The organism is Paenibacillus tengchongensis, assembly GCF_008973665.1.
In the GTDB taxonomy this organism is placed as follows: Bacteria; Bacillota; Bacilli; order Paenibacillales; family Paenibacillaceae; genus Paenibacillus_AQ; species Paenibacillus_AQ tengchongensis.
In genome coordinates this window covers 119,169-140,737 of the sequence record NZ_WACP01000004.1, presented here as the reverse complement: position 1 = coordinate 140,737, position 21,569 = coordinate 119,169, and the positions used below count along the sequence as shown (strand labels likewise).

General features: G+C 55.3%; 21 protein-coding genes. 6 read left to right on the top strand and 15 right to left on the bottom strand.

Translation table 11 applies throughout. From position 1 onward, the window contains the following. Positions 1 to 74: 74 nt before the first annotated feature. From F1381_RS08320 to F1381_RS08310, 3 genes are read right to left on the bottom strand one after another with little or no spacing between them, the layout of a single operon-like run. Entirely contained in the window at positions 75 to 1,925 is a 1,851-nt protein-coding gene (locus tag F1381_RS08320) for an ABC transporter ATP-binding protein (RefSeq protein ID WP_151734368.1), read from the bottom strand. Continuing rightward, positions 1,906 to 3,699 (bottom strand): ABC transporter ATP-binding protein, encoded by a 1,794-nt coding sequence (locus F1381_RS08315; protein WP_151734367.1) that lies wholly within the window; start codon positions 3,697 to 3,699, stop codon positions 1,906 to 1,908. The genes F1381_RS08320 and F1381_RS08315 overlap by 20 nt, the downstream gene beginning before the upstream one ends. A 19-nt stretch (positions 3,700 to 3,718) precedes the next feature. After that, positions 3,719 to 3,928: a hypothetical protein gene (locus F1381_RS08310; RefSeq protein ID WP_151734366.1), complete on the bottom strand. Its 210-nt coding sequence runs from the start codon at positions 3,926 to 3,928 to the stop codon at positions 3,719 to 3,721. Positions 3,929 to 4,139: 211 nt separating this feature from the next. Here F1381_RS08310 and F1381_RS08305 point away from each other — a divergent pair, with 211 nt between their 5' ends. Beyond that, positions 4,140 to 4,709 (top strand): thymidine kinase, encoded by a 570-nt coding sequence (locus F1381_RS08305; RefSeq protein ID WP_151734365.1) that lies wholly within the window; start codon positions 4,140 to 4,142, stop codon positions 4,707 to 4,709. Positions 4,710 to 4,789: 80 nt separating this feature from the next. Here the strand turns inward: F1381_RS08305 and F1381_RS08300 are convergent, their stop codons facing one another. Continuing rightward, complete coding sequence (locus F1381_RS08300; RefSeq protein WP_151734364.1) at positions 4,790 to 5,308, bottom strand: DinB family protein; 519 nt, start codon at positions 5,306 to 5,308, stop codon at positions 4,790 to 4,792. A gap of 134 nt (positions 5,309 to 5,442) precedes the next feature. Between F1381_RS08300 and F1381_RS08295 the strand changes: the two genes are divergently transcribed. The 5 genes from F1381_RS08295 to F1381_RS08275 all read left to right on the top strand — a co-directional run bounded on the left by F1381_RS08295 (position 5,443) and on the right by F1381_RS08275 (position 10,412). After that, positions 5,443 to 6,114 carry a hypothetical protein gene (locus tag F1381_RS08295; RefSeq protein WP_151734363.1) on the top strand — a complete coding sequence of 224 codons (672 nt, stop codon included), beginning with the start codon at positions 5,443 to 5,445 and terminating at the stop codon, positions 6,112 to 6,114. After that, the gene (locus tag F1381_RS08290) at positions 6,095 to 6,619 is read left to right on the top strand and encodes an accessory gene regulator B family protein (protein WP_151734362.1); all 525 of its coding nucleotides are present in this window, start codon (positions 6,095 to 6,097) and stop codon (positions 6,617 to 6,619) included. The genes F1381_RS08295 and F1381_RS08290 overlap by 20 nt, the downstream gene beginning before the upstream one ends. Positions 6,620 to 6,756: 137 nt before the next feature. Next, positions 6,757 to 7,098: a LytTR family DNA-binding domain-containing protein gene (locus tag F1381_RS08285; RefSeq protein WP_151734361.1), complete on the top strand. Its 342-nt coding sequence runs from the start codon at positions 6,757 to 6,759 to the stop codon at positions 7,096 to 7,098. A 195-nt stretch (positions 7,099 to 7,293) separates the two neighbouring features. Beyond that, positions 7,294 to 7,473: a sporulation histidine kinase inhibitor Sda gene (locus F1381_RS08280; protein WP_151734360.1), complete on the top strand. Its 180-nt coding sequence runs from the start codon at positions 7,294 to 7,296 to the stop codon at positions 7,471 to 7,473. A gap of 317 nt (positions 7,474 to 7,790) precedes the next feature. Next, positions 7,791 to 10,412: a bifunctional 2',3'-cyclic-nucleotide 2'-phosphodiesterase/3'-nucleotidase gene (locus F1381_RS08275; RefSeq protein WP_425495257.1), complete on the top strand. Its 2,622-nt coding sequence runs from the start codon at positions 7,791 to 7,793 to the stop codon at positions 10,410 to 10,412. 146 nt (positions 10,413 to 10,558) lie between these two features. On the opposite strand, the gene F1381_RS08270 is transcribed toward F1381_RS08275, so the two are convergent. The 11 genes from F1381_RS08270 to xseA form a co-directional block, all read right to left on the bottom strand. After that, complete coding sequence (locus tag F1381_RS08270; protein WP_151734358.1) at positions 10,559 to 10,846, bottom strand: MazG nucleotide pyrophosphohydrolase domain-containing protein; 288 nt, start codon at positions 10,844 to 10,846, stop codon at positions 10,559 to 10,561. Between the two features lie 135 nt (positions 10,847 to 10,981). Next, positions 10,982 to 11,800 carry a sporulation transcription factor Spo0A gene (gene spo0A / locus F1381_RS08265; RefSeq protein WP_151734357.1) on the bottom strand — a complete coding sequence of 273 codons (819 nt, stop codon included), beginning with the start codon at positions 11,798 to 11,800 and terminating at the stop codon, positions 10,982 to 10,984. Positions 11,801 to 12,001: 201 nt separating this feature from the next. After that, positions 12,002 to 13,135, bottom strand: coding sequence for a SpoIVB peptidase (gene spoIVB / locus F1381_RS08260; RefSeq protein WP_246187954.1), 1,134 nt, complete (start codon positions 13,133 to 13,135; stop codon positions 12,002 to 12,004). Between the two features lie 114 nt (positions 13,136 to 13,249). Then, on the bottom strand, positions 13,250 to 14,977 hold the full coding sequence (recN, locus tag F1381_RS08255; protein ID WP_151734356.1) for a DNA repair protein RecN: 1,728 nt from the start codon (positions 14,975 to 14,977) through the stop codon (positions 13,250 to 13,252). A gap of 48 nt (positions 14,978 to 15,025) precedes the next feature. Then, positions 15,026 to 15,475: a transcriptional regulator AhrC/ArgR gene (gene ahrC, locus F1381_RS08250; RefSeq protein ID WP_151734355.1), complete on the bottom strand. Its 450-nt coding sequence runs from the start codon at positions 15,473 to 15,475 to the stop codon at positions 15,026 to 15,028. Between the two features lie 33 nt (positions 15,476 to 15,508). After that, positions 15,509 to 15,982 carry a hypothetical protein gene (locus F1381_RS08245; RefSeq protein ID WP_151734354.1) on the bottom strand — a complete coding sequence of 158 codons (474 nt, stop codon included), beginning with the start codon at positions 15,980 to 15,982 and terminating at the stop codon, positions 15,509 to 15,511. Positions 15,983 to 16,086: 104 nt separating this feature from the next. Continuing rightward, complete coding sequence (locus tag F1381_RS08240; RefSeq protein WP_151734353.1) at positions 16,087 to 16,965, bottom strand: TlyA family RNA methyltransferase; 879 nt, start codon at positions 16,963 to 16,965, stop codon at positions 16,087 to 16,089. A gap of 53 nt (positions 16,966 to 17,018) precedes the next feature. Continuing rightward, positions 17,019 to 18,923 (bottom strand): 1-deoxy-D-xylulose-5-phosphate synthase, encoded by a 1,905-nt coding sequence (gene dxs, locus F1381_RS08235; RefSeq protein ID WP_151734352.1) that lies wholly within the window; start codon positions 18,921 to 18,923, stop codon positions 17,019 to 17,021. Between the two features lie 97 nt (positions 18,924 to 19,020). Next, a complete protein-coding gene (locus tag F1381_RS08230) occupies positions 19,021 to 19,872 on the bottom strand; it encodes a polyprenyl synthetase family protein (RefSeq protein ID WP_151734632.1) in 852 nt (283 codons plus the stop codon). 67 nt (positions 19,873 to 19,939) lie between these two features. Next, complete coding sequence (gene xseB, locus F1381_RS08225; RefSeq protein ID WP_151734351.1) at positions 19,940 to 20,206, bottom strand: exodeoxyribonuclease VII small subunit; 267 nt, start codon at positions 20,204 to 20,206, stop codon at positions 19,940 to 19,942. Beyond that, positions 20,175 to 21,560, bottom strand: coding sequence for an exodeoxyribonuclease VII large subunit (gene xseA / locus F1381_RS08220; protein ID WP_151734350.1), 1,386 nt, complete (start codon positions 21,558 to 21,560; stop codon positions 20,175 to 20,177). Before xseA ends, xseB begins: the two co-directional genes overlap by 32 nt. Positions 21,561 to 21,569 lie beyond the last annotated feature (9 nt).

Below are 21,569 nucleotides of genomic sequence, written 5' to 3'. Positions count from 1 at the left end.
CAGAAGCAGGCAGCAACCAAGCTCTCTGTAGCCTGCTTGCTGCCTGCACTTCTCCGCCTTGACGCTGTCAGCCCCTACGCTTCCCCCTGCTCCTTGGCCGCGCCGCGGACCAGGTCGCTGTACAGCCCGCCTTGGCGCAGCAGCTCGTCGTGCGTGCCTTGCTGCTCCAGCCGTCCGCCCCGCAGCACCAGAATACGGTCTGCAGCGCGGACCGTGCCGAGCCGGTGGGCGATGACGAAGCTCGTCCGCCCCTTCATCAGGGTGCGCAGCCCTTCCTGGATCTTGATCTCCGTCACGGTATCGATACTGCTTGTAGCCTCGTCCAGCACCAGCATCGACGGATCGGCCAGAATGGCCCGGGCAATAGCGAGCAGCTGCTTCTGACCCTGGCTGATGCCCCCGCCTCCGACGGAGAGCATCCGCTCATAGCCGCCGTGCAGCCGCATGATGAAGGGATGGGCGCCGGCCAGCCTGGCGGCCGCCTCGACCTCTTCATCCGAGGCGTCAAGCTTGCCGTAGCGGATGTTGTCGCGGATCGTTCCGCGGAACAGGAACGTATCCTGCAGCACGAATGCCATGTGGCTGCGCAGGCTTTCCCGCTTGACCTTCGTCAAGTCCTTGCCGTCAAGCGTAATCCGGCCCTTGTCCGGGTCATAGAACCGGGACAAGAGGCCGATCAGCGTCGTCTTGCCGGCGCCCGTCGGGCCGACGAGGGCGATCATCTCGCCCGGCTTCGCCTCGAAGCTGATGCCGTGCAGCGTCTCGTTCTCCCCGTCATAGGAGAACGAGACATCCGTGAACGTCACGGCGCCGTTCACCCGTTCAAGCGAGACCGCCGCGCCTTCATCCTTCGCTTCCGTCGGCTCGTCCAACACCTCGAACACGCGCTCTGCGCCGGCGATGGCCGACAGCAGCGTGTTCCACTGGTTCGCCAGGTCGTTCAGCGGCCGCGTGAACTGGCGGGTATATTCTACGAAGGCGATAATTACGCCGACGGTAACGATACCGCGGATCGCCAGCAGACCGCCGACTCCGGCGACAATGGCGAAGCTGAGATTGTTCAGGCCGTTCATCAGCTTCGGGATGAAGCCGGAGATCGACTGCGCCCAGTACCCGGAAAGCATGATCCGGTTGTTGCGCTCCCTGAAGCCGGCAATGACGCGTTCCTCCTGCGAGAAGGCCTTGATGATGCGCTGGCCGGATAACGTTTCTTCAATAAAACCGTTCAGCTCGCCCATATTCTTCTGCCGCTCCTTGAACAGCGGACCGGTGCGGCGGGTAATCCAGCGCATGCCCAGCGTCATCAGCGGCACGACAATGAACGTCAGCAGAGTCAGCAGCGGGCTGAGCCACAGCATCACTCCGACGGTGCCGACAAGCGTCAGCACACTGGAGAAAATCTGAATCGCCGAGCTGTTCAGCGTCGAGCTGATATTCTCGATGTCATTGGTCAGCCGGCTCATGATTTCGCCCTGCTGCCTGCGGTTGAAGAAGGAGATCGGCAGCCGGTGCAAATGGGTGAACAGGTCGGCCCGCATGCGCAGCACCGTCTCCTGGGCGATTTCGATCATCCAGATATTCTGCAGCCAGGAGGTCAGCGCATTCAGCAGGTAGACTAGCGCCAATGTGATCAGGAACAGCAGCCACGGCCTTCCGCCGCTGCCCTCCAGGTAGTGATCCACCGCTCTGCTGATCAAATACGGTCCCAGCAGCGACAGGCCGGAGCTGAACATCACCATCAGCAGCACGAGCGTCAGCTTGGCTTTACGCTTCGCCAGGTAGCTCCAGATCCGCTTCAGCGCAGCGCGCGAATCTCTTGCTTTCGCCTTGGGCTTCCGGCTGTTCGCCGCCCCGAGCCCCCGCGCTTCCCCGAGTCCGAGGCCCAGCTTCGGGTGGCGGAAAGGCTCAATTAATGCTTTGAACATGATCCCATGCCTCCCTGTCCTGAGATTCGCAGATAGCCCGGTAGAGCGGCGAGCTTGCCATCAGCTCGGGATGGGTACCGCTTGCAATGAGCCGCCCTTCGTCGAGCAGCAGGATCAAGTCGGCGGACACGCTGGAGCTGATCTTCTGCGTAATGAGAAATGTCGTGCAGGACAGCTGCTGCAATTCGTCCAGCAGCCGCCCCTCCGTTACGGCATCCAGCGCACTGGTGCTGTCGTCCAGAATCAGAATCGGCGGCCGCCGTACAAGCGCACGGGCGATGCTCAGCCGCTGCTTCTGGCCGCCGGAGAGATTGACGCCCCGCTGGCCGAGCAGCGTATCATAGCCCAGCGGCAGTTCAGCCACGGTGTCGTGAATCTGCGCCGCCGCTGCCGCACGCTCAATCTGTGCCTGGGTGGCATGCTCATCCCCCCAGGCAATGTTATCGCGTACCGTCCCTGAGAACAGCAGCACCTCCTGCGGCACATAGCCGATGGCGCCGCGCAGCCGGGCGATGTCCATTCCGGCAACGGGAATGTCGTCCACCAGAATCTCGCCCGCACTCTGCTCATACAGGCGGGGGATCAGGCCGACGAGCGAGGATTTGCCCGAGCCGGTTGCCCCGAGAATCGCCACCCGCTGTCCCGGGTGCACCGTAAACGAAACATCCTCAAGCACTGCGAGCCCGCTGCCCGGATAACTGAACCCGACCTTCCGGAACTCCACCTTGCCCCTGATCGGCTTCACCTTCTCTGCCCGCATGCGGCCATTCGGGTCCACCGGGGCGGTCTTAGCATGGGCATGCTCAGGTGAGCCTGTCCATTCACTGCCGGCGGCATCGGCCGCCATGACCTCTTCCACACGTCCGGCAGAAGCACGGGCCCTGGAGAAGGTTGCCATAATGCCGGACAGCGCCGACATAGCGCCGATCGTGCGCAGCGAATAGTTAATGACCGCAACGGTCTGTCCCAGCGTCGCATCGCCTGTGGAAATTTCGATCCGGCCGTACCACAGCACGGCAAGAATCACGATGTTGACAATCAGCATAATCAGCGGTGCCGTCGTTTCCGTCAGCCGCAGCGCGGCGACGGTCGCCTGCATCAGCTCGCCGCTGCGCGCCGCGAACCGGCTGATCTCATGGCCCATCCGCACAAAGATGCGGATCAGCCGGATCCCGGTCAGATTCTCCTGGATGCTGCCGTTCACGTCGTCAAGCCGCTGCTGCACACTGCGGAAGAGCGCCGAAGAACGCTTCAGCATCCATAGGAGAAATACGATCAGGAGCGGCAGCGTCACCGCCAGCATCAGCCCCAGCCGCACATGCACGATCAGCGCCATCAGAACGCTGCCGAGCACGACAAGCGGAACGCGGGTCATAAACCGCAGCCCCATAAAAATCGTGTCCTGCAGCTGTGTTACATCCTGGGTCAGCCGGGTGATCAGCGATGACGTTTCGAACCGGCTGAATACCGCATAAGTGAAGGACTGCACCCGCTTATACAGCTTCTCCCGCAGGTCAAAGGCGAAGCCCTGGCTGGCATGCGCCGCGAAGAACGAGCTCAGCACCCCCGCTCCGAACGCAATGACCGCGCTGCCCGCCAGCACGCCGCCCCAGAGCCAAACAACCCCCGTATCGCGCTGCTGTATCCCGGAGTCGATGATTTTGGAAATCAGGTAGGGCTGGGCCAGCTCCACCGACAGCTCAATCAGCATCATGAGCAGTGCAGCTATAGCGGCAACCCGGTATTTTTTGAGATAGACAAAAATAATGTTCACCTGCGATACCCCGTCCGCTTTACTCGTAAAGCGCTTCCCTGAGTCTTGTTGACATGGACGTTCCCTGACCGGCCTTCAGCGCCGCCCGCTTGAGCGCCTTATTGCTGCGTTCCAGCTCCTCCAGCCCGGCGAGCATTTCCTCCACCAGACGCTCTGCATCCCCGGACAAGCCGCCCCGCTGCCGTAAAGCCTCGGCCTTCTCCTTAAACTCCGTCAATTTCTCCGTCATTTCATAAGCCTTCCTTCTGTAAAATTTCACCTGCGGCAAAACACAATTGCGTACATTATATCATATACCCGCTGAGAGTATGCTTACGGAGGTCCGCTGAAATTTGCCTCCCGGACATCTGGCACTGGCTGCCGCCGCCGTGTGTATGATACTCTAATATAAGTCTTTTTTGTTAAAGTACCCAGGCTAAACAGCGAAAGGATAGATGGACGTGGCACAGTTGTTTTACAAATACGGCGCTATGAACAGCGGCAAATCCATTGAAATACTGAAGGTGGCCCACAATTACGAAGAGCAGGGCAAGTCCGTGCTGATCTTCACACCTGCCCTGGACAACCGGGACGAAGTCGGCTACATCTCCTCCCGCATCGGTCTCCGCAAGCAGGCGATCGCCATCGATGAGCACACCGATATCTTCGGGATTGTGGAGAAGGCGCTGCCGCGCCCCCACTGTATTTTGATTGACGAATGCCAATTTCTGAGTAAAGACTGCATTCTGCAGCTGGTGCGGATCGTGGACGAGCTGAACATCCCGGTCATGGCTTTCGGCTTGAAGAACGACTTCCAGAACAACCTGTTCGAGGGCAGCAAATATATGCTGATTTATGCGGACAAAATCGAGGAAATGAAGACGATCTGCTGGTTCTGTGAGCGCAAAGCCACGATGGCGCTGCGGGTGGAGAACGGCAAGCCCGTCTATACCGGCAAACAGATTCAGATTGGCGGCAATGAAGCCTATTATCCGGTCTGCCGTAAATGCCACAAGAATCCGCCGCTCTAACCGTCCATGTATGGAAAAAGCATCCCCGCTGCGAGAATCGCCATTCTCAATAGCGGGGATGCTTTTTTGGAGTTGGCGTATTAGTGCAAATAACGCTCCTTTAACACCTGCAGATGATGCAGTTCATGCCCGATGATCAGGGCCGCCTGGGCCCGCACCGTCATCTGCACCCCGCCGAAGCGGCCGGCACGGGTCCACGCATCGTCTTCGAGGCTGTCCAGCAGCGCCTGAGTCGACTGGCGCACAATCCGGTAATGCTGAACCATTTCCGCCAGCGTGAAGCGGCCGAAATTCCCCGCAGCCACGTACCCTTTTTCCTCATAGCCCGGAAGCAGCGCCTCTTCTCCCCTGGCAAAACACAGCAAACGGTAGGACATAATCCGGTCATTGTCCGTCAAATGCCCGATCAGTTCCTTGATGCTCCATTTCTCCGGTGCATACCGGTAGTTCCCCTGTTCCTCGCTCAGACTGCCGAACAGCCCGGTTAGAGTCTCCGTCTGCTCCCGGAGAATCTCCCGCAAATCGCCCTCTGCCGGGACATGCGCAATATACCCCTTTTGAAACTCGTTGTATTCATTTGCTTCAGGACGCTGATGCATGATTAATCCCCTTTCTGTGATAAAGTTACAAAAATAAAGGTAATTAGCGCAAAAAGCCGTTGTTGTATTCTAGTCTATTATGTATAATACTTGCAAGAATTGGATTTGGGCAATATGCCCATAGGAGTGTCAGCATGCAGGATTTTGCGCTCTATATACTCTTTTCCATGCTAGAAACGTTTGCGATGTTTTTCCTTGCATTCAGAGTGTTTAAGATTGATCTGTACACCAAGGAAATTGTATTTGCCAGTGCCCTTATGGCTTTTATTTCTTATACTCTCCGGTATGACTATGGGCTGATAACGGCAGACATTATTGTCCAGTATATACTGAACTATTTATTCCTCTGGCTGCTTTTCCGGATTCAATTTTTTTATGCGGCTATTGTAAACGGGCTTGCCTACTTGTCGTATATGTTAATCCAATCCACCTGTTACCTGATCATGGATTTAACCGGAGCTAATTCTTTAGTTTTCCCCTTTATGACTCTATCGGTATATATGCTGCAAAGCGTGTCGGCCTTGGTTACCTTGATAGCTGCATGTTATATCCACCGCAAGCGTAAAGGCTTTGATTTTATCCCCGATAAGCCGGACGAAAGAATCACCCTTTCATTGCGGGAAGTTATCCTGTTTGCCATAAGCGCACCTTCCGTTCTCATCGTCATTTTGACGATTATATTAACCAATAATGAATATTCGCGGTTTTTCTTTTTAATGCCTTTGGCTTACGGTATGCTCTTGTATAGCTATACTTACTACGCCTACAAAAAGGATATGAATAACCATGAACTCTTTAGCGAATAGAATCGCTGTCGCCATCAAGAACGCTAACGCAGAAGAGACGGCCTCCATAGAAGTCATGCAATACGCCTTAAATATTATTCTCAATACGCTTATCATCATAATAGGTACTGCTGCAGTAGGCGGATTAACTGGACATTTGCAAGAATCCTTGACTTTCCTGCTGTTTTGCTGTCTGCTTCGTCTTGCTTCCGGGGGTGTTCACTTAAAAAGTGCAGCGGCATGCAATATAGTTACTATTTTATTGAGCACACTCGTGCCGCTTCTGTCTGAGCTTTCAGAGCCCTACCTCTGGCTGATAAACCCTTTTTCTTTATTGATTATGATCCTGTTTTCGCCTAATCCCGACGTGAATGCGCAAATCTCACGCAAGCTGTTTCCCTTGCTTAAAGCGGTTTCTGTTCTTTTGGTGCTTTCGAATTTTGCCATCCACTCGGCTGTAATCGGATTGGCCTTCCTGGTCCAATCTTTAACAGTAATATACCCGTCAAGGAGGACGACTCCATGAAGAGAACGCTTGCCAAACGCATGTCTTCAGCCCTTACCTTTTCAGCAAGATTCTTTGTGTCCATCATGAAACCGGCTTTCCACAGTCCACAAGCTCCAGAAGAATTACGGAAGTAACCCGAACAAGGTGGGAAGTACATGCGTGTCTTGCTGAATGACGGTTCCTCCCGGGATATTAGGGAAGAAGAAATATTGTATTTCTCCAGCTACAAGAATACAATATACGTCCATACCAAAGAAGGCGAATATGTTCTTCCCACCACTCTTTCAGATCTGTGTACGGCGTATGCCGGCAGCGGATTTGAGCGACTCGACCGCAGCAATGTCGTCAATATCGGCAACATTGAAGGCTATGATTCCGAACGTAAGGTGGTACTGTTTGGAGAGAGCGAACAATTTGCCACCGTCTCAGAATCCAATGAGTCCCGGATCAAGAGATATCTGACCGCCCGAAATCAGGGTTCCGCCAAACCGGATTAGCCCCGGCTGAGCCAATCGGGGTTACTTATTATGATATAATTGACAAAATTACTATTTTCCCATAGATTGAGATTTTTGTAAAGGGTAATTCACCGGGCGAATGACAGGAGACGGCTTTAATTCCAAATGGTACCATTTGATATGATTGGTATGATTCTTTGCTAGCTTTATATAATTATCTGATGGAGGAATCAAATGGATTATTACTTTCATCCTTCTCCGCGGCCCTCATCCCTGGAAATGTTGTCTGACGAACAACTGCTGAACATCTATGAACTAGCGGTAGAAGCACAGGCTTCACCTGATTTCATTGAGATCATTAAGAACGTGCTTTCCGGCCGCAAATTAATCGAATCCGGCAAACGCGACTCCTAACCTTCCTCTACAATTCCCCTACATATAAATTTTCCTCTTCATTGCAAGGTGTGCATATTCACCCGGCGCCGCCGGGGAATATGTGCGTTTTTCTTCCGCTAATCTCCGATGCTGATTTTAACCATTCTGAGTTTAGTTTTTTCGTGTGTAATCCTCATTTTTCACCTCTATATAGTCTCCCTTATCACAGGATCTGTTTCTCCCCCACAAGGAAAATAGAGTTTTTTGTTTTCAATATGTTAATTTTAAGTAAATTCCATTATAATGTTCTTTGTATTTGTTACATATCTTAACATATAGAAGGGATGAAAGATTTCATGACGTACAAAACAAGTTCTGTTTGGCGTAAAACAGCCCTGTCTGCACTGACACTCTCCCTGGCAACACTTCCACTTGGCGGAATGTTTGCCTCGGCTGCCGCGGCAGATGCAACAATGAAAGTACGAATTATGGAAACTACAGACATTCACACCAACCTGCTGTCTTATGACTATTACAAGAGCGCTGACTCGCTGACTGTGGGTCTCGCCCGGACGGCCACGCTTATCAAGCAAGCGCGCGTCGAAGCCGCCAACACACTGCTTGTAGACAATGGCGACCTGATTCAAGGCACTCCGCTCGGCACCTATAAAGCGCTGGTTGACCCCATTGAAGGAAATGAAATCCACCCGGTCTATAAAGCGATGAATTTGCTGGGCTACGACGCGGCCACCTTTGGCAACCATGAATTCAATTACGGGCTGGAATATCTGGATCAAGCCATCAAAGGCGCGAACTTTCCGTATATCAATGCCAATGTTTACAAGGACGATAAGGATAGCAATCCGGACAACGACGTCAACCAGTACAAGCCGTACGAAATAATTACCAAGTCCTACAAAGATGAAGCCGGCAACACCCAGACCCTCAAAATCGGCGTACTTGGCCTCGTGACTCCACAGATCACAGAATGGGACAAGGCCCATCTGGAAGGCAAAGTCATTACCAAAGATATCGTCGCCACAGCGGAGAAATTCGTACCGGAGATCCGGGCCGCCGGCGCCGATCTTGTCATTGCCATGACCCACTCCGGCTTTAACGGCAGTGCGGAGGCAAATGTCAAAGCAGAGGATGCCATCCTGCCGCTGAGCAAAGTGCCGGGTATTGACGCCATCACCTTCTCCCATACCCATAAAGTGTTCCCGGCCGCCGACGAGAAGTCCTTGGATGCGCTGTTCAAAGATGCTTCCGGCAAGGTTCTGCCGGGCGTGGACAATGCCAAAGGCACCATCAACGGCGTCCCGGCCGTGCAAGCCGGCTACGGCGGAAGCAACCTGGGGCTGATCGATCTGACGCTGGAGAAAGAAAACGGCAAATGGAAGGTCGCCTCCTCGCAGTCCTCCACCAGAGGCATCTATGATTCCGTCGCCAAAAAATCGGCAGTTGACGCAGACCAGGCTATTGTGGACGCTGTCCTGCCGGATCACGAAGCTACGATTAAGTATGCCAACAGTCCAATCGGAACAACGACCGGTCCGATTTACAGCTATTTCGGCCTCGTTCAGGATGATCCTTCCGTGCAGATTGTCACGACTGCCCAGAAGCTGTATGTCGAAGACTATATCCAAAAAAATCTGCCGCAATACGCGAATACTCCGGTACTGTCCGTAGGCGCCCCATTTAAGGCTGGACGCAACGGCCCTGAAGAGTACACCGATATCGCGGCAGGACCGCTGGCCATCAAGAGCGCAGGCGATTTGTACCTGTATGACAACACTCTGAAAGCTATTCTGGTTAAAGGCTCTGTTGTGAAGGAATGGCTGGAAATGACGGCCGGCAAATTCAATCAGATCGACCCGGCGAAGGCCGAAGTGCAGGAGCTGCTGAACCCGTCGTTCGCCGTCTACAACTTCGATGTCATTGACGGTGTAACCTACCAGGTAGATGTGACCAAGCCGGCCAAGTACAAACCGGACGGCACACTCAATGATGGAAGCTCCAGCCGGATTCTCAATCTGCAGTACAACGGTCAGCCGCTTGATCCCGAGCAGGAATTCATTGTGGCTACCAATAATTATCGTGCAAGCGGCGGCGGTAACTTCCCGGGCGTCAAGGGCAGCAAATATATCATTGATTCCCCGGACGAGAACCGCCAGATCCTGATGGATTACATTACCGCCAGCAAAACGATTAATCCGACCGCCGACAACAACTGGTCGATTGCTCCGATTTCCGGCAATGTGCAGGTTACGTTCACTTCCTCTCCCAAAGCAGAGGTATACGCCAAAGAGACCGATAACATTAAGTACACCGGCCAAGTGGATGATAAAGGCTTCGGCATCTTCACCCTGGATGTCAGTAAAGCGGTAACCCCTTCGGTACCGGGAGCAAGCAGTGAGCAACCTGTGGCAGCCAGCTTTAAGGATGTGCCGGCTAATCACTGGGCTGCTTCGTATATCAGCGGACTCGCGGCCAAAGGAATCCTCTCAGGCAAAACCGCCGATGCCTTCGATCCGAGCGGCCTGGTCACCCGCGCCGAATTTGCCGGTATGCTGGCTAAGGCCTTGAACCTGAAGGCAACCGCTGCCGCCGGCTTTAAGGATGTGCCGGCATCGGCCTGGTATGCCGGTTCCGTCGCAGCCGTTGTGGAGAACAAGCTGGCCGGCGGCATCACCGCTGACACGTTCGCACCTGGCTCTTCCATCACCCGCGAGCAGATGGCCGTGATGGCCAAGCAAGGGCTGGATTTACGCGCAGGCAAGGCACTGTCTCCATCCGCTGCGTCCACCTTCAGCGATGCCGCTGCCATCAGCGCCTGGGCCAAGGACGCAGTAAGCGTCGCCGCCGAGAAAGGCATCCTCGCCGGCCGGGCAGACGGCAGCTTCGCTCCTAAAGCCACTGCCACCCGTGCAGAGGCAGCAAAAGTTATTTCCGCTTTGCTGTCCGCTTCTGTAAATTAAGCGGACATGACGGAGCATAAATTGCCGGTACAGAGATTGGCGTTGACCTTCCGGATGAAGGATAGCTGTCAAGACGGATGTAAATAGAGCAGCAGACTAAACAGGCAAGCCGTTAACAATACGGCTTGCCTGTTTGGCGTATTTTTTTAGTCCCAGGTCCGGCTGTCGTTGATAGCCATCTTTTGGCGGAAGGCTTCCTCCAGCGGGATACCGAGCTTGTTCGCAAGGTCAAAAATATTCCACACCACATCAAACATTTCATGGCCCAGGTTCTCCCGCTTCTCCGCATCCGGCGCATAAGAGACGGCCAGCACCTCCTTGGCCAGCTCCCCTACCTCGCTCATCAAATAGAGCATTCTCTGTTCAATCGTGCTTTCAAAGCCCTTGATCCGGCTAAACTCCTGTACATATGCCTGAAATTCCGCTGCATTCATGGTTTGCTTACCGCTCCCTCTATGTAATATAACTCCTGCTGTATTCTTCCTGACGACAAACAAAGCATTCTCCGCCGGCTAACGTTCAGACCGGTGAAGAATGCTCCGTTATCACGTATCCTGATCCTTACCCTTTCAAGAGACCTTATGCTCAATCCGCAGCTTGTCAGCTACCATGGCAATAAACTCCGAGTTGGTTGGCTTCGATTTGGAGATATTAATGGTGTAGCCGAACAGGTGGGAGATGCTGTCGATGTTACCGCGGGTCCAGGCCACTTCAATCGCATGCCGGATTGCCCGTTCTACGCGTGAAGGCGTTGTCTTGAATTTCTCGGCAATGGCCGGGTACAGCGTCTTGGTAATGGCACCAAGAATTTCGATATTGTTATACACCATCGTGATCGCTTCGCGCAAATATTGGTAGCCTTTGATATGCGCAGGAACGCCGATTTCGTGAATAATCGAGGTAATGTTCGCATCAAGGTTCTTGCCCTTGGACAGGGGAACCACATTGCTGTTGCCCGGCTTGGGCGTAAAGACCGCGGAACCCGCTGAAGTGCTGATATTGCCGGGAGTGCCTACCAGCTGACGTACACGGTTGGCCAACACCTCCATATCAAACGGCTTCAAAATATAATAAGATGCTCCAAGCTGCACAGCTCTTTGAGTGATGTTCTCCTGGCCGAAGGCGGTTAGCATGATGATCTTCGGCTGCGGATTCAGATCCATATCGCGCAGGCGCTCCAGAACACCAAGTCCATCCAGATGCGGCATGATGATATCCAGAATGAGGACGTCAGGAATTTTGCGGGCTGAGCTCAGCATTTGCAGCACTTCTTCACCATTATAGGCGATGCCGGTTACGGTCATATCATCCTGTTCCGTAATATACTCGGCCAATAAATTCGTAAATTCCCTGTTATCATCGGCCAACAACACTTCAATATTCTGCACTGGCTGCTTCCTCCTTATTTATGCCTGTCTGTAAAATAAATACACATAGCTTTTAGCTCCTTTACGTTTTCGACAGCGAGCTCAAAACTCCTTCTGTCGAAAATTATTTTTCTTTATTTTTTTTGAGCATTGATTTATAATTAAATATTTTACTTCATGGTTCGAGTTTTCTCACTTCCCTTCGACAAAAAAATCTTAAGGCTATACGGCCTTAAGATTGTAAGGGAACTGCTGCAATTGGCCTGCCACACCGGAGTCTTTAAGCATCCATTCGATAAAACAGCCGTATCCGGATTTCGGATCGTTGACGAATACATGGGTCACTGCGCCGATCAGACGGCCTTCCTGGACAATCGGACTGCCGCTCATCCCCTGCACGATGCCACCGGTCTTCTCGATCAGACGCGGGTCCGTAATGCGCAGCACCATTCCTTTGGTAGCCGGGGACTGCTGGCGGGCGACATGAATTATCTCAACATTGAAACGCTCGACCTGCTGGCCGTCCACCACCGTCAGAATTTGTGCCGGCCCTTCTTTGACCTCGTGGCTCTTAGCTACCGGAATCGGCCTCGAGTACAGGCTGTGCTCCGGATTGCGCGTCATCTTGCCGAAAATACCGAAATCGGTGTTGCTTTCGACGTTGCCGAGAACCTGGCTCTCCTTGAGAAAGATCGCCCGCTTCTCGCCGGGATCGCCATCCTGGCTCTTGGAGATCGAGGTTACGCTCGACTGGACAATGTGACCGCTGCCGACTACGATTGGAGTCCCGGTGTTCATATCGGTAATGACATGACCGAGTGCGCCATAAACGCCCTGCTCGGGAGCGTAGAAGGTTAAGGTTCCTACTCCTGCGGCCGAATCGCGGATGTATAGCCCCAGCCGCCATACCCTGTCATTGCGGTCATAAGCCGGCTTCAGCCTGGCAGTCTGCTCTTTGCCGTCCCGCTTATAAACAATGGAGAGCGGCTTATCCGCCTTGCCGGCGCGTTCCACCAGCTTGGAAACCTTGGATACTTCATCCAGCTTGATACCGTCGATGGATACCATTAAATCACCGGGCACCAGCCCGCTGTTCTCACCGGGTGAAAGCTTTACCTCGGGAGATACCTCAACCAGATGATGACCCACGACAAGCACTCCGGCGGATTTCACCTTCACGCCGATGGTCTGGCCGCCGGGAATAACCTTAAGCGGCTCGTCAAAGCTCTGCGCCGGCCGGGAAGGTGCATATTCCGCCGGGGCAGCCGAGCTTTGTACGGGTCCCATAATGCCTGATAAGCTGAGAAAGAAGGCAAATAAAAGGCCAGGCATAAACTTCCTGAGGTTACGGTTCAATGGCTGTCACGCTCCCTTTTGCTTCTTTCGCTTGACGAAAAAGGTGGTCGCCAATTGCGTACCTATAAGATAACCTTGCCCCCAGGCTTTTATTACTGTCAATCATTGTCCCGCCTAACGCAGCGCCGCCTTGCTGGCCTCAGCCAGGCCGAGCATTTCCTGGGCGTGATGCAGCGTCTTCTCGGTGATTTCCACGCCGCCCAGCATCCGGGCGAGTTCCATCACCCGGCCATCCGGCGACAACGATTCCACTTCGGTCATTGTCCGGCCGTCTTCGACTTTCTTTCGGATTAAATATTGGTGATCGGCCATGCAGGCAACCTGCGGCAGATGGGTGATGGAGAACACCTGACAGGTGCCGGACAGCTTGTACAGCTTGTCGGCAATCGACTGTGCCGCCCGTCCGCTGACGCCGGTATCCACCTCATCGAAGATCAGGACGGGAATGGCATCGTGCCGGGCGAAGATACTCTTCATCGCCAGCATAATCCGCGACAGCTCCCCGCCGGAGGCGATTTTGCCAAGCGGCCGGAGCGGCTCGCCCGGATTTGGGGAGATCATGAACTCGGCGCTGTCAATGCCCTGCCGGGTCAGCCGGTAACGCCGGCCTTCATACTCAATGCCGCGCGGATCTTCCAGCCGGTCCAGCTTGACCTGAAGGGAGGTTCGCTCCATTTGCAGGTCTTTCAGCTCCCCTTCCACCTGCGTGGCGAGGTCGGCGGCGCATTGGCGGCGCGCTTCACTGAGCGCTTCGGCCGCCGCCATCAAAGTGACCAGCAGGGCGTCGCGTTTGACCGTAAGTTTACCGATATACTCATCTTTGTTCTCAAGCAGGTCGGTTTCGCGGCTGATTTGCTCATAATACGCCAGGATCTGTTCGACGCTGTCGCCGTATTTCCGCCGCAAGCCGGTAATCAGATCCAGCCTGTTCTCAATCTCCTCCAGGCGCACCGGATTAAATTCGATGTCTTCACGGTAATCGCGGAGCTGGAAAGCGGCATCCTCCAATTGATAAAAGGCCGACTGCAGCTGCTCCAGCACCGAGCGCAGGCCTTTCTCATCGTAACGGACAGCATCCTCCAGCCTAGAGATGACGTTGCCGATGGCATCAATGCCCTGCCGTTCATACAGCATCTCATAGGCGCCGGAGACGGAATCCATCATTTTCTCGCTATGGGATAGTTTGACCCGTTCTTCGGCAAGTAATTCATCCTCACCCGGTTTTAGCCGCGCAGCCGATATTTCTTCGAGCTGGAAGCGGTACAGATCAAGCATCTGATAAGCCTTCTGGCTTGATTCCTGCAGTTCACGCAATTCTTTTTCAACTTTGGCGAAGGCGTTGTATTTCTCCTGATAGTCCGCTTTAAGGGGGCCAATGACGGCTTCACCGTAGGTGTCCAGCAGTCCGAGATGGCGCTCAGGCTTCAGCAGGTTCTGATGCTCATGCTGCCCGTGAATGTTCACCAGCTGCTCTCCGATTTCCCGGAGCATCGTCAGATTGACCATTTGACCGTTGACCCGGGAGATGCTCTTCCCCTGCGAAGTAATTTCGCGCCGGATCACCAAATGCTCCTCCGGTTGTGCGGAGATGCCCAGCTTATCCAGCGTTTCCCATACGGGATGACCGGCCGGCAGACTGAACAGCGCTTCCATTTCTGCTTTGTCGCAGCCGTAGCGGATAGAATCCGCAGAGGCGCGGCCCCCGGCAATCATACCAAGCGCATCAATAATAATCGATTTCCCCGCACCGGTCTCACCGGTCAGCACATGAAACCCGGGATAAAATAACACATCAACACTCTCTACAACCGCGAGATTGCGGATCGACAATGTTTCTAACACGAATACTGCACCTCCGAAAAGACAATTGCCCAGCAGGCTGGATAAAACTCAGGAAATATACCCCATAATCTGGGAAATAACCAACTGACTGTCCTCCGCCTGACGGCAGATAATCAGGATCGTGTCATCGCCCGAAATCGTGCCCATAATCTGCGGCCAGTCGATATTGTCGATAAGCGCTGCAACAGAGTTGGCCGTACCCGGCAGACACTTCATCACGACCAGATTGCCGGAGGAATCGATGTGTACGAAATTGTCGACGAGTACCCGTTTCAGCTTCTGCACTGGGTTGTAACGCTGGTCGGTGGGAAGCGAATATTTGTATCTCCCGTCATCCATGGGAACCTTGATCAGCAGCAGTTCCTTAATATCGCGGGAGACTGTGGCCTGAGTGACCTGAAAGCCGGCGTCACGCAGAGCATCCACCAATTCGTCCTGCGTTTCAATCTCCTGTTGGGTAATAATTTCCCGTATTTTGATATGCCTGTGTCCCTTCATATTGCCTCCTGTATAGGTATAGGTTTGAAACTGTTAATCGGATTCTCCGTCGTCTCTGCCCAGCCGGATCAGATGCACGGCCGAGGCTGCAGTATCTACATACAACACACCGCTGCATTCCGGATAGATCAGCAGATACGGCAAAAGTGCATCGCGCAGTCCGCTGCCGGTAAACTCCAGCATTTTGCGCGGCCGTGACAAGATGACCAGATAGAGCGAATCTTCATTCCGGGCCGCTACATAATCAATAAACAGCCGGCTGTATAATGAAGAGCCGTCCAATGTGAAGACTAGCGGAATCTTGAGTTTGCCTCCGACTACTTCATAGCCTTCCCCCTCCAGAATCTCCAGAGCCGGATGCGGCTCAATCTCATCATTGAGGGGGATCCGGTCCTTGAGATAGGAGCCCGGCGATTTCTGCAGCCATACGTAAATCCGGTAGATTGCAAAAACCGCTGCCGCCAGAATAATCAGCGCCATCACGGCTCTGTCCGCGTTTGCCACCATATATCACCTCATCCTAGAATAGTTCGCGCGGCAGGTGGCATATTCCTGCCGGCCCCCAGGCGTCCGAGGCAATACTTCAGCTTAAGCGGAGCAACAAAAGAAACTCATCGTTTCTTCGATGAGTTTCCATTCGTATTAGCAGTAAATGTTGCTGCGGCGTCCTTAATGACAGTATCGGCGAGGGACGCAAAGGACTCTGCCGGAATGCCGCCGGGCTCCTCCGCTTCCGCTTTGTTTCCGGTCTGCAGCTGCCAGTGGGCCAGGAACTCGATGTTGCCTTCTCCCCCGGTGATCGGCGAGAAGGTCAGCCCCTGCAAGGAATAGCCCAGCTCAGCAGCCATACCCAGCACATGGAGCAGCACTTCCTTATGCACCGCCGGGTCGCGTACTACGCCGGATTTGCCGACCTTCTCGCGTCCGGCCTCAAACTGCGGCTTGATCAGGGCCAGAATATCTCCCGGCCGGTTCAGCAGTGCCATAAGCGGCGGCAGAATAATCTTGAGGGATATAAAAGAAACGTCGATGCTGGCCACATCAGGCGCAGGCCCCTGCAAATCGCCCGGCGTCATGTAGCGGAAGTTGGTCCGCTCCATAACGGTCACGCGGTCATCATTACGCAGGCTCCAATCCAGCTGGTTATATCCGACATCGACGGCATACACATGACTTGCCCCGTTCTGCAGCGCGCAGTCGGTAAAACCGCCGGTAGACGCGCCAATATCCAGCATGACGCGTCCGTTCATGGGAACACCGAAATGACGCAGCGCCTTCTCCAGCTTCAGTCCGCCGCGGCTGACGTACGGATGCACCGCACCTTTAACCTTTAGCACCGAGCCGCGGGAGACCTTCATTCCCGCCTTCTCGATCCGTTCTTCATCCGCCAGCACCAGGCCGGCCATAATAGCCGCCTTAGCCTTCTCACGGCTCTCATAAAATCCCTGCTCCACCAGCAGCACATCAATCCGTTCTTTAGGGTGTTCCATGGTCATCTCCCGATTGTTCCCTACAGCATGCCCGTAAGCGGACTTGCAGTATCTTAGGAAAAAGAAGTCGTCTTATAGTTAAAATTGCTCTTCGCCCTCATGGCTTTGATACGGGCGCACAGCGCTTCCGCAGTCAGTCCGGTCTGCTGGCGCTGCTCTTTGATCGAGCCGTGTTCAATGAATACATCCGGCACGCCCATCAAATGGACGCGGGCATCATATATCTCATGCTCGGAGTAGTATTCCAACACGGCACTGCCCAGGCTTCCCGCCTGGCTTGCCTCCTCCAGCACGACCATGCCCGTTCCGGCGTTTGCAAGTTCCAGCAGCATCTGCCCGTCCAGCGGCTTGAGGAATCTGGCGTTGACGACGCCAAGCTGAATGCCTTCGCGCTTCAGCTGGTCAGCCGCTTCCTCGGCCACCTGCACCATCGGCCCGCAGGCCAGCACCGCGTAATCGTCTCCGGGACGGGTACGCTCCCAGGTGCCGATCGGCAGAGATTTCAGCTCGCTGTCCAGTGCCACTCCTGTGCCGTTAATCCGCGGATAGCGGTAGGCAATCGGACCGTCGTTATAATCAAGGGCGGTCTTCATCATATGCCGCAGCTCGTTCTCGTCCTTCGGCATCATCAGGACGATGTTCGGAATATGGCGCATGAAGGCGATGTCATACACGCCCTGATGCGTCTCGCCGTCCGCTCCGACGAAGCCTGCACGGTCAATGGCAAAGATAACATTGGCATTATGGCGGCAGATGTCATGCACGATCTGGTCATATGCGCGCTGCATGAAGGTGGAGTAGACGGCGTACACCGGCTTCATTCCTTCCATCGCCAGCGCCGCACACAGCGTCGCGGCATGCTGCTCGGCAATGCCGACATCAATCATCCGGTCCGGAAATTCCTTGGCGAACGGGAACAGACCCGAGCCGCCGGGCATGGCCGGAGTTACGGCAACCAGCCGTTTATCCTGATGGCCAAGCTCAATCAGGGTCTGGCCGAACACATCCGTATACATCGGATTGCCGACCGCCTGCAGCACCTGTCCCGATTCGATCTTGTACGGGGAGATGCCGTGCCATTTATAAGAATCGGCTTCCGCCGGCTTGTAGCCTTTGCCCTTGGTGGTCAGCACATGGACCAGCACGGGGCCGGCTACATTGTCCGCCTGATGGAAGGCGTCGATCACCTTCTCCAGATCATGTCCGTCCACCGGACCGAGATAAGTGAAGCCCAGTTCTTCAAACAGCACGCCCGGCACCATCATATACTTGAGGCTGTCCTTGACACGCTCCGCTGTCTTGGCAAGCTTGCCGCCGATGGCCGGGATCTTCTTTAGCAGCCCCTCCACCTCGTCCTTGGCCCGCAGGTAATGACGGTCGGAACGAATCTTGCTTAAATAGTTGTGCATGGCGCCGACATTCGGGGCAATCGACATTTCGTTGTCATTCAGTATGACCATCAGCTTGCGCTTCTCATGTCCGATATGGTTCAGCGCTTCAAAGGCCATGCCGCCCGTCAGCGCGCCGTCGCCGATCACTGCAATCACCTTGTTGTCTTCGCCCTTCATATCGCGGGCCATCGCCATACCCATGGCTGCAGACAGCGAAGTGCTGCTGTGTCCGGCCTCCCAGACGTCATGCTCGCTTTCGGTGCGCTTAACGAAGCCGCACAGCCCGCCATTCTTGCGCAACGAATCGAACCGGTCCTGGCGGCCGGTTAATATCTTGTGAACGTAAGCCTGGTGACCCACATCGAAAATCATCTTGTCCCGCGGACTATCATAACAGTAATGCAGGGCCAGCGTGAGCTCCACTACTCCCAGATTCGAGGCAAGATGTCCTCCCGTAACGGACAGCTTCTCGACCAGAAACCTGCGGATTTCCTCCGCCAGGGTAGCCAGCTCCTCGATGGACAAGGATTTCAGTTGTTCAGGATTATTGATTTGTGGAAGCAGCACGAGAATTTCCCCGCTTTCCTGGATGTTGTAAAATATAAAACCCATTATAACACAAACTGAACGGCTGTCGAAATACAGCCGTTCATGTAGACAAGGCTTAGTGATCTCTGGCCATCAGATAATCGGCAATTTCCAGCAGTCTGGCCGGATCGGCGAATCCGCCGGCAAGCACCGCGCCGCGCGCGGCTTCCGTCAGGCGCTTGACTTCTTCACGCGAGGCTTCCAGGCCGATAAAGTACGGGTACGTTACTTTGTGCTGGCGGATATCGCTGCCGGTCTTCTTGCCAAGCTTGCCTTCGTCGCCGATCAGGTCAAGAATATCGTCCTGGATCTGGAAGGCCAGGCCGATCCCGGTGCCGAATTCGCACAGCGCCGCGAGCTGCGCTTCATCCGCGCCGGCGATTCTTCCGCCGGCCAGCAGCGAGAAGATGATCAGGTCGCCGGTCTTGTGCAGATGAATATACTGCAGCTGCGAAAGGTCAGTCAGCCCCTGCTCCCCCTCCATGTCGGCGACCTGCCCGCCGACCATGCCGCGCGGCCCTGCCATCTCGGCCAGGTCCTCCACGATGGACAGCACCTGCTCCGCAGGAACGCCATAGCGCCGCGAAGCCTGCACTACACTGAAGAAGGCGTGGGTCAGCAGCGCATCTCCGGCAAGAATTGCCGCCGCTTCGCCGAACACCTTATGGTTCGTCGGCTTGCCGCGCCGGTAATCGTCATTGTCCATGGCCGGCAGATCGTCATGGACCAGCGAATAGGTATGCACCATCTCGATGGCCGCCGCCACCGGCAGCGCCGCCTCGCGGCGGCCCCCCAGCGCTTCGCAGGCGGCAACGACGAGCAGCGGACGCAGCCGTTTGCCGCCTGCTTGCAGGGAATAATTCATCGCTTCCCTCAGGTTGTCCGGAATGTTCCAATGAGGAGGAAGCGTCTGTTCCAGCTCCTGCATAACGAGCGTACCGACCTCCGCGATATATTGTTCCAGCGAAGGCTGTGCCGCACCGGCTGCTTCATGCTCAGAACGGTTCATCGGCATCTCCTTCCAGCCGGGAGCCAAACGGTTTCTTGCGCAATTCACCATCTTCCACAGTGATCATTTCAATCTTGCGCTCCACCTGCTCCAGCTTGTTGCCGCACAGCTGGGACAGCTTCATCCCCTGCTGAAACAAATCGATCGCCTTCTCCAGCGGAACGTCCCCATGCTCCAGTTCGCGCACAACCGCCTCTAATTGCTCCATCGCCTGCTCGAAATCAAGTTTCGTTTCCTTCGTTTCCTTCGCCATCCGTCTTGCCATCCTCCTTTATGCCCCATACCTGGCAGTTTAACTGTCCGTCGCTTAATTTAATATTGACCAGATCGCCCAGGTTCACTTCCTGCAGCGATTTGATCAGATGCTCTTCCCGTTCATCGTAGACCAGGCTGTAGCCGCGCGACATCACCTTCAGCGGGCTGAGCGCATCCAGATGCCGCAGCTCGGCGACATACCGCGACCGTTTGCCGGCCAGCACCGTCTGCATCGCTGCCGCCAGCTCGCGCTGCAGGCTCTCCGCCTGCTTGCGGGCCGCGTTCACGCTGCTGCGCGGGTGAAACCGCTGCAGGCTGTGGTGCTGCACCGCCAGGCGCTCGCGCGCGCTGCGGTGGCGCATCTGCACTGCGCGCGACAGCCCCACGCGCAGCATGTCCAGCCGCTGCGCGTGCTGCGCGAGCTGGCGGCCCGGGCCGGCCAGCGCCAGCGAGCGGCGCAGCGCGGCCAGGCGCTCGCCGCCCCGCTGGGCGCGGCGCTGCAGCGCATGGCGCAGGCGCTCCTCGGCGGTGCGCAGCGCCGCGGCCAGCTCAGCGGCCAGCGGCACAGCCAGCTCGGCCGCCGCCGTCGGGGTCGCCGCCCGCAGATCGGCGGCGAAATCGGCGATCGTAAAGTCGGTCTCATGGCCGACGGCCGAAATGACCGGTATGCGCGAAGCGGCGATCGCCCGGGCCACAGGCTCCTCATTGAAGGCCCACAGCTCTTCCAGCGAGCCGCCGCCGCGCCCGACGATCAGCACGTCGGGCTCCCCCGTGGCATTGAGGGTCTCGATGGCCTTCACGATGGAAGAGGCGGCCCCTTTGCCCTGCACCAGCACAGGATAGAGCAGAATCGGCACCTGCGGATAACGCCGCTGCAGCGTGATAATAATATCGCGCACAGCCGCTCCGGTCGGGGAGGTAATCACCCCGACACAACGCGGGAAACGCGGCAGCGGACGCTTGCGCTCCGCCGCGAACAGCCCCTCCTGCTCCAGCTTGCGTTTAAGCTGCTCATAAGCCATATACAGACTGCCGATCCCGTCCGGCTGCATATGCGTCGCATAGAACTGGTATTGCCCGTCCCGCTCATAGACGGTAACATTGCCCCGGGCAATGACCTTGGTGCCCTCCTTCGGTACAAAGGGCAGCCGCTGGTTATGCGAGGCGAACATAATCGCCTTGATCCGGCTGCTCTCGTCCTTCAGCGTGAAATACATATGCCCGCTGCCGTGATGGGTAAAGTTCGAGATCTCTCCGCGGATCCAGACATCGGACAGAAGGTTGTCCGAATCCAGCTTCATGCGGATATACCGGTTAAGCTCCTTGATGGAATAGACCTGCTTCTCCGCCATAAGCCGGAC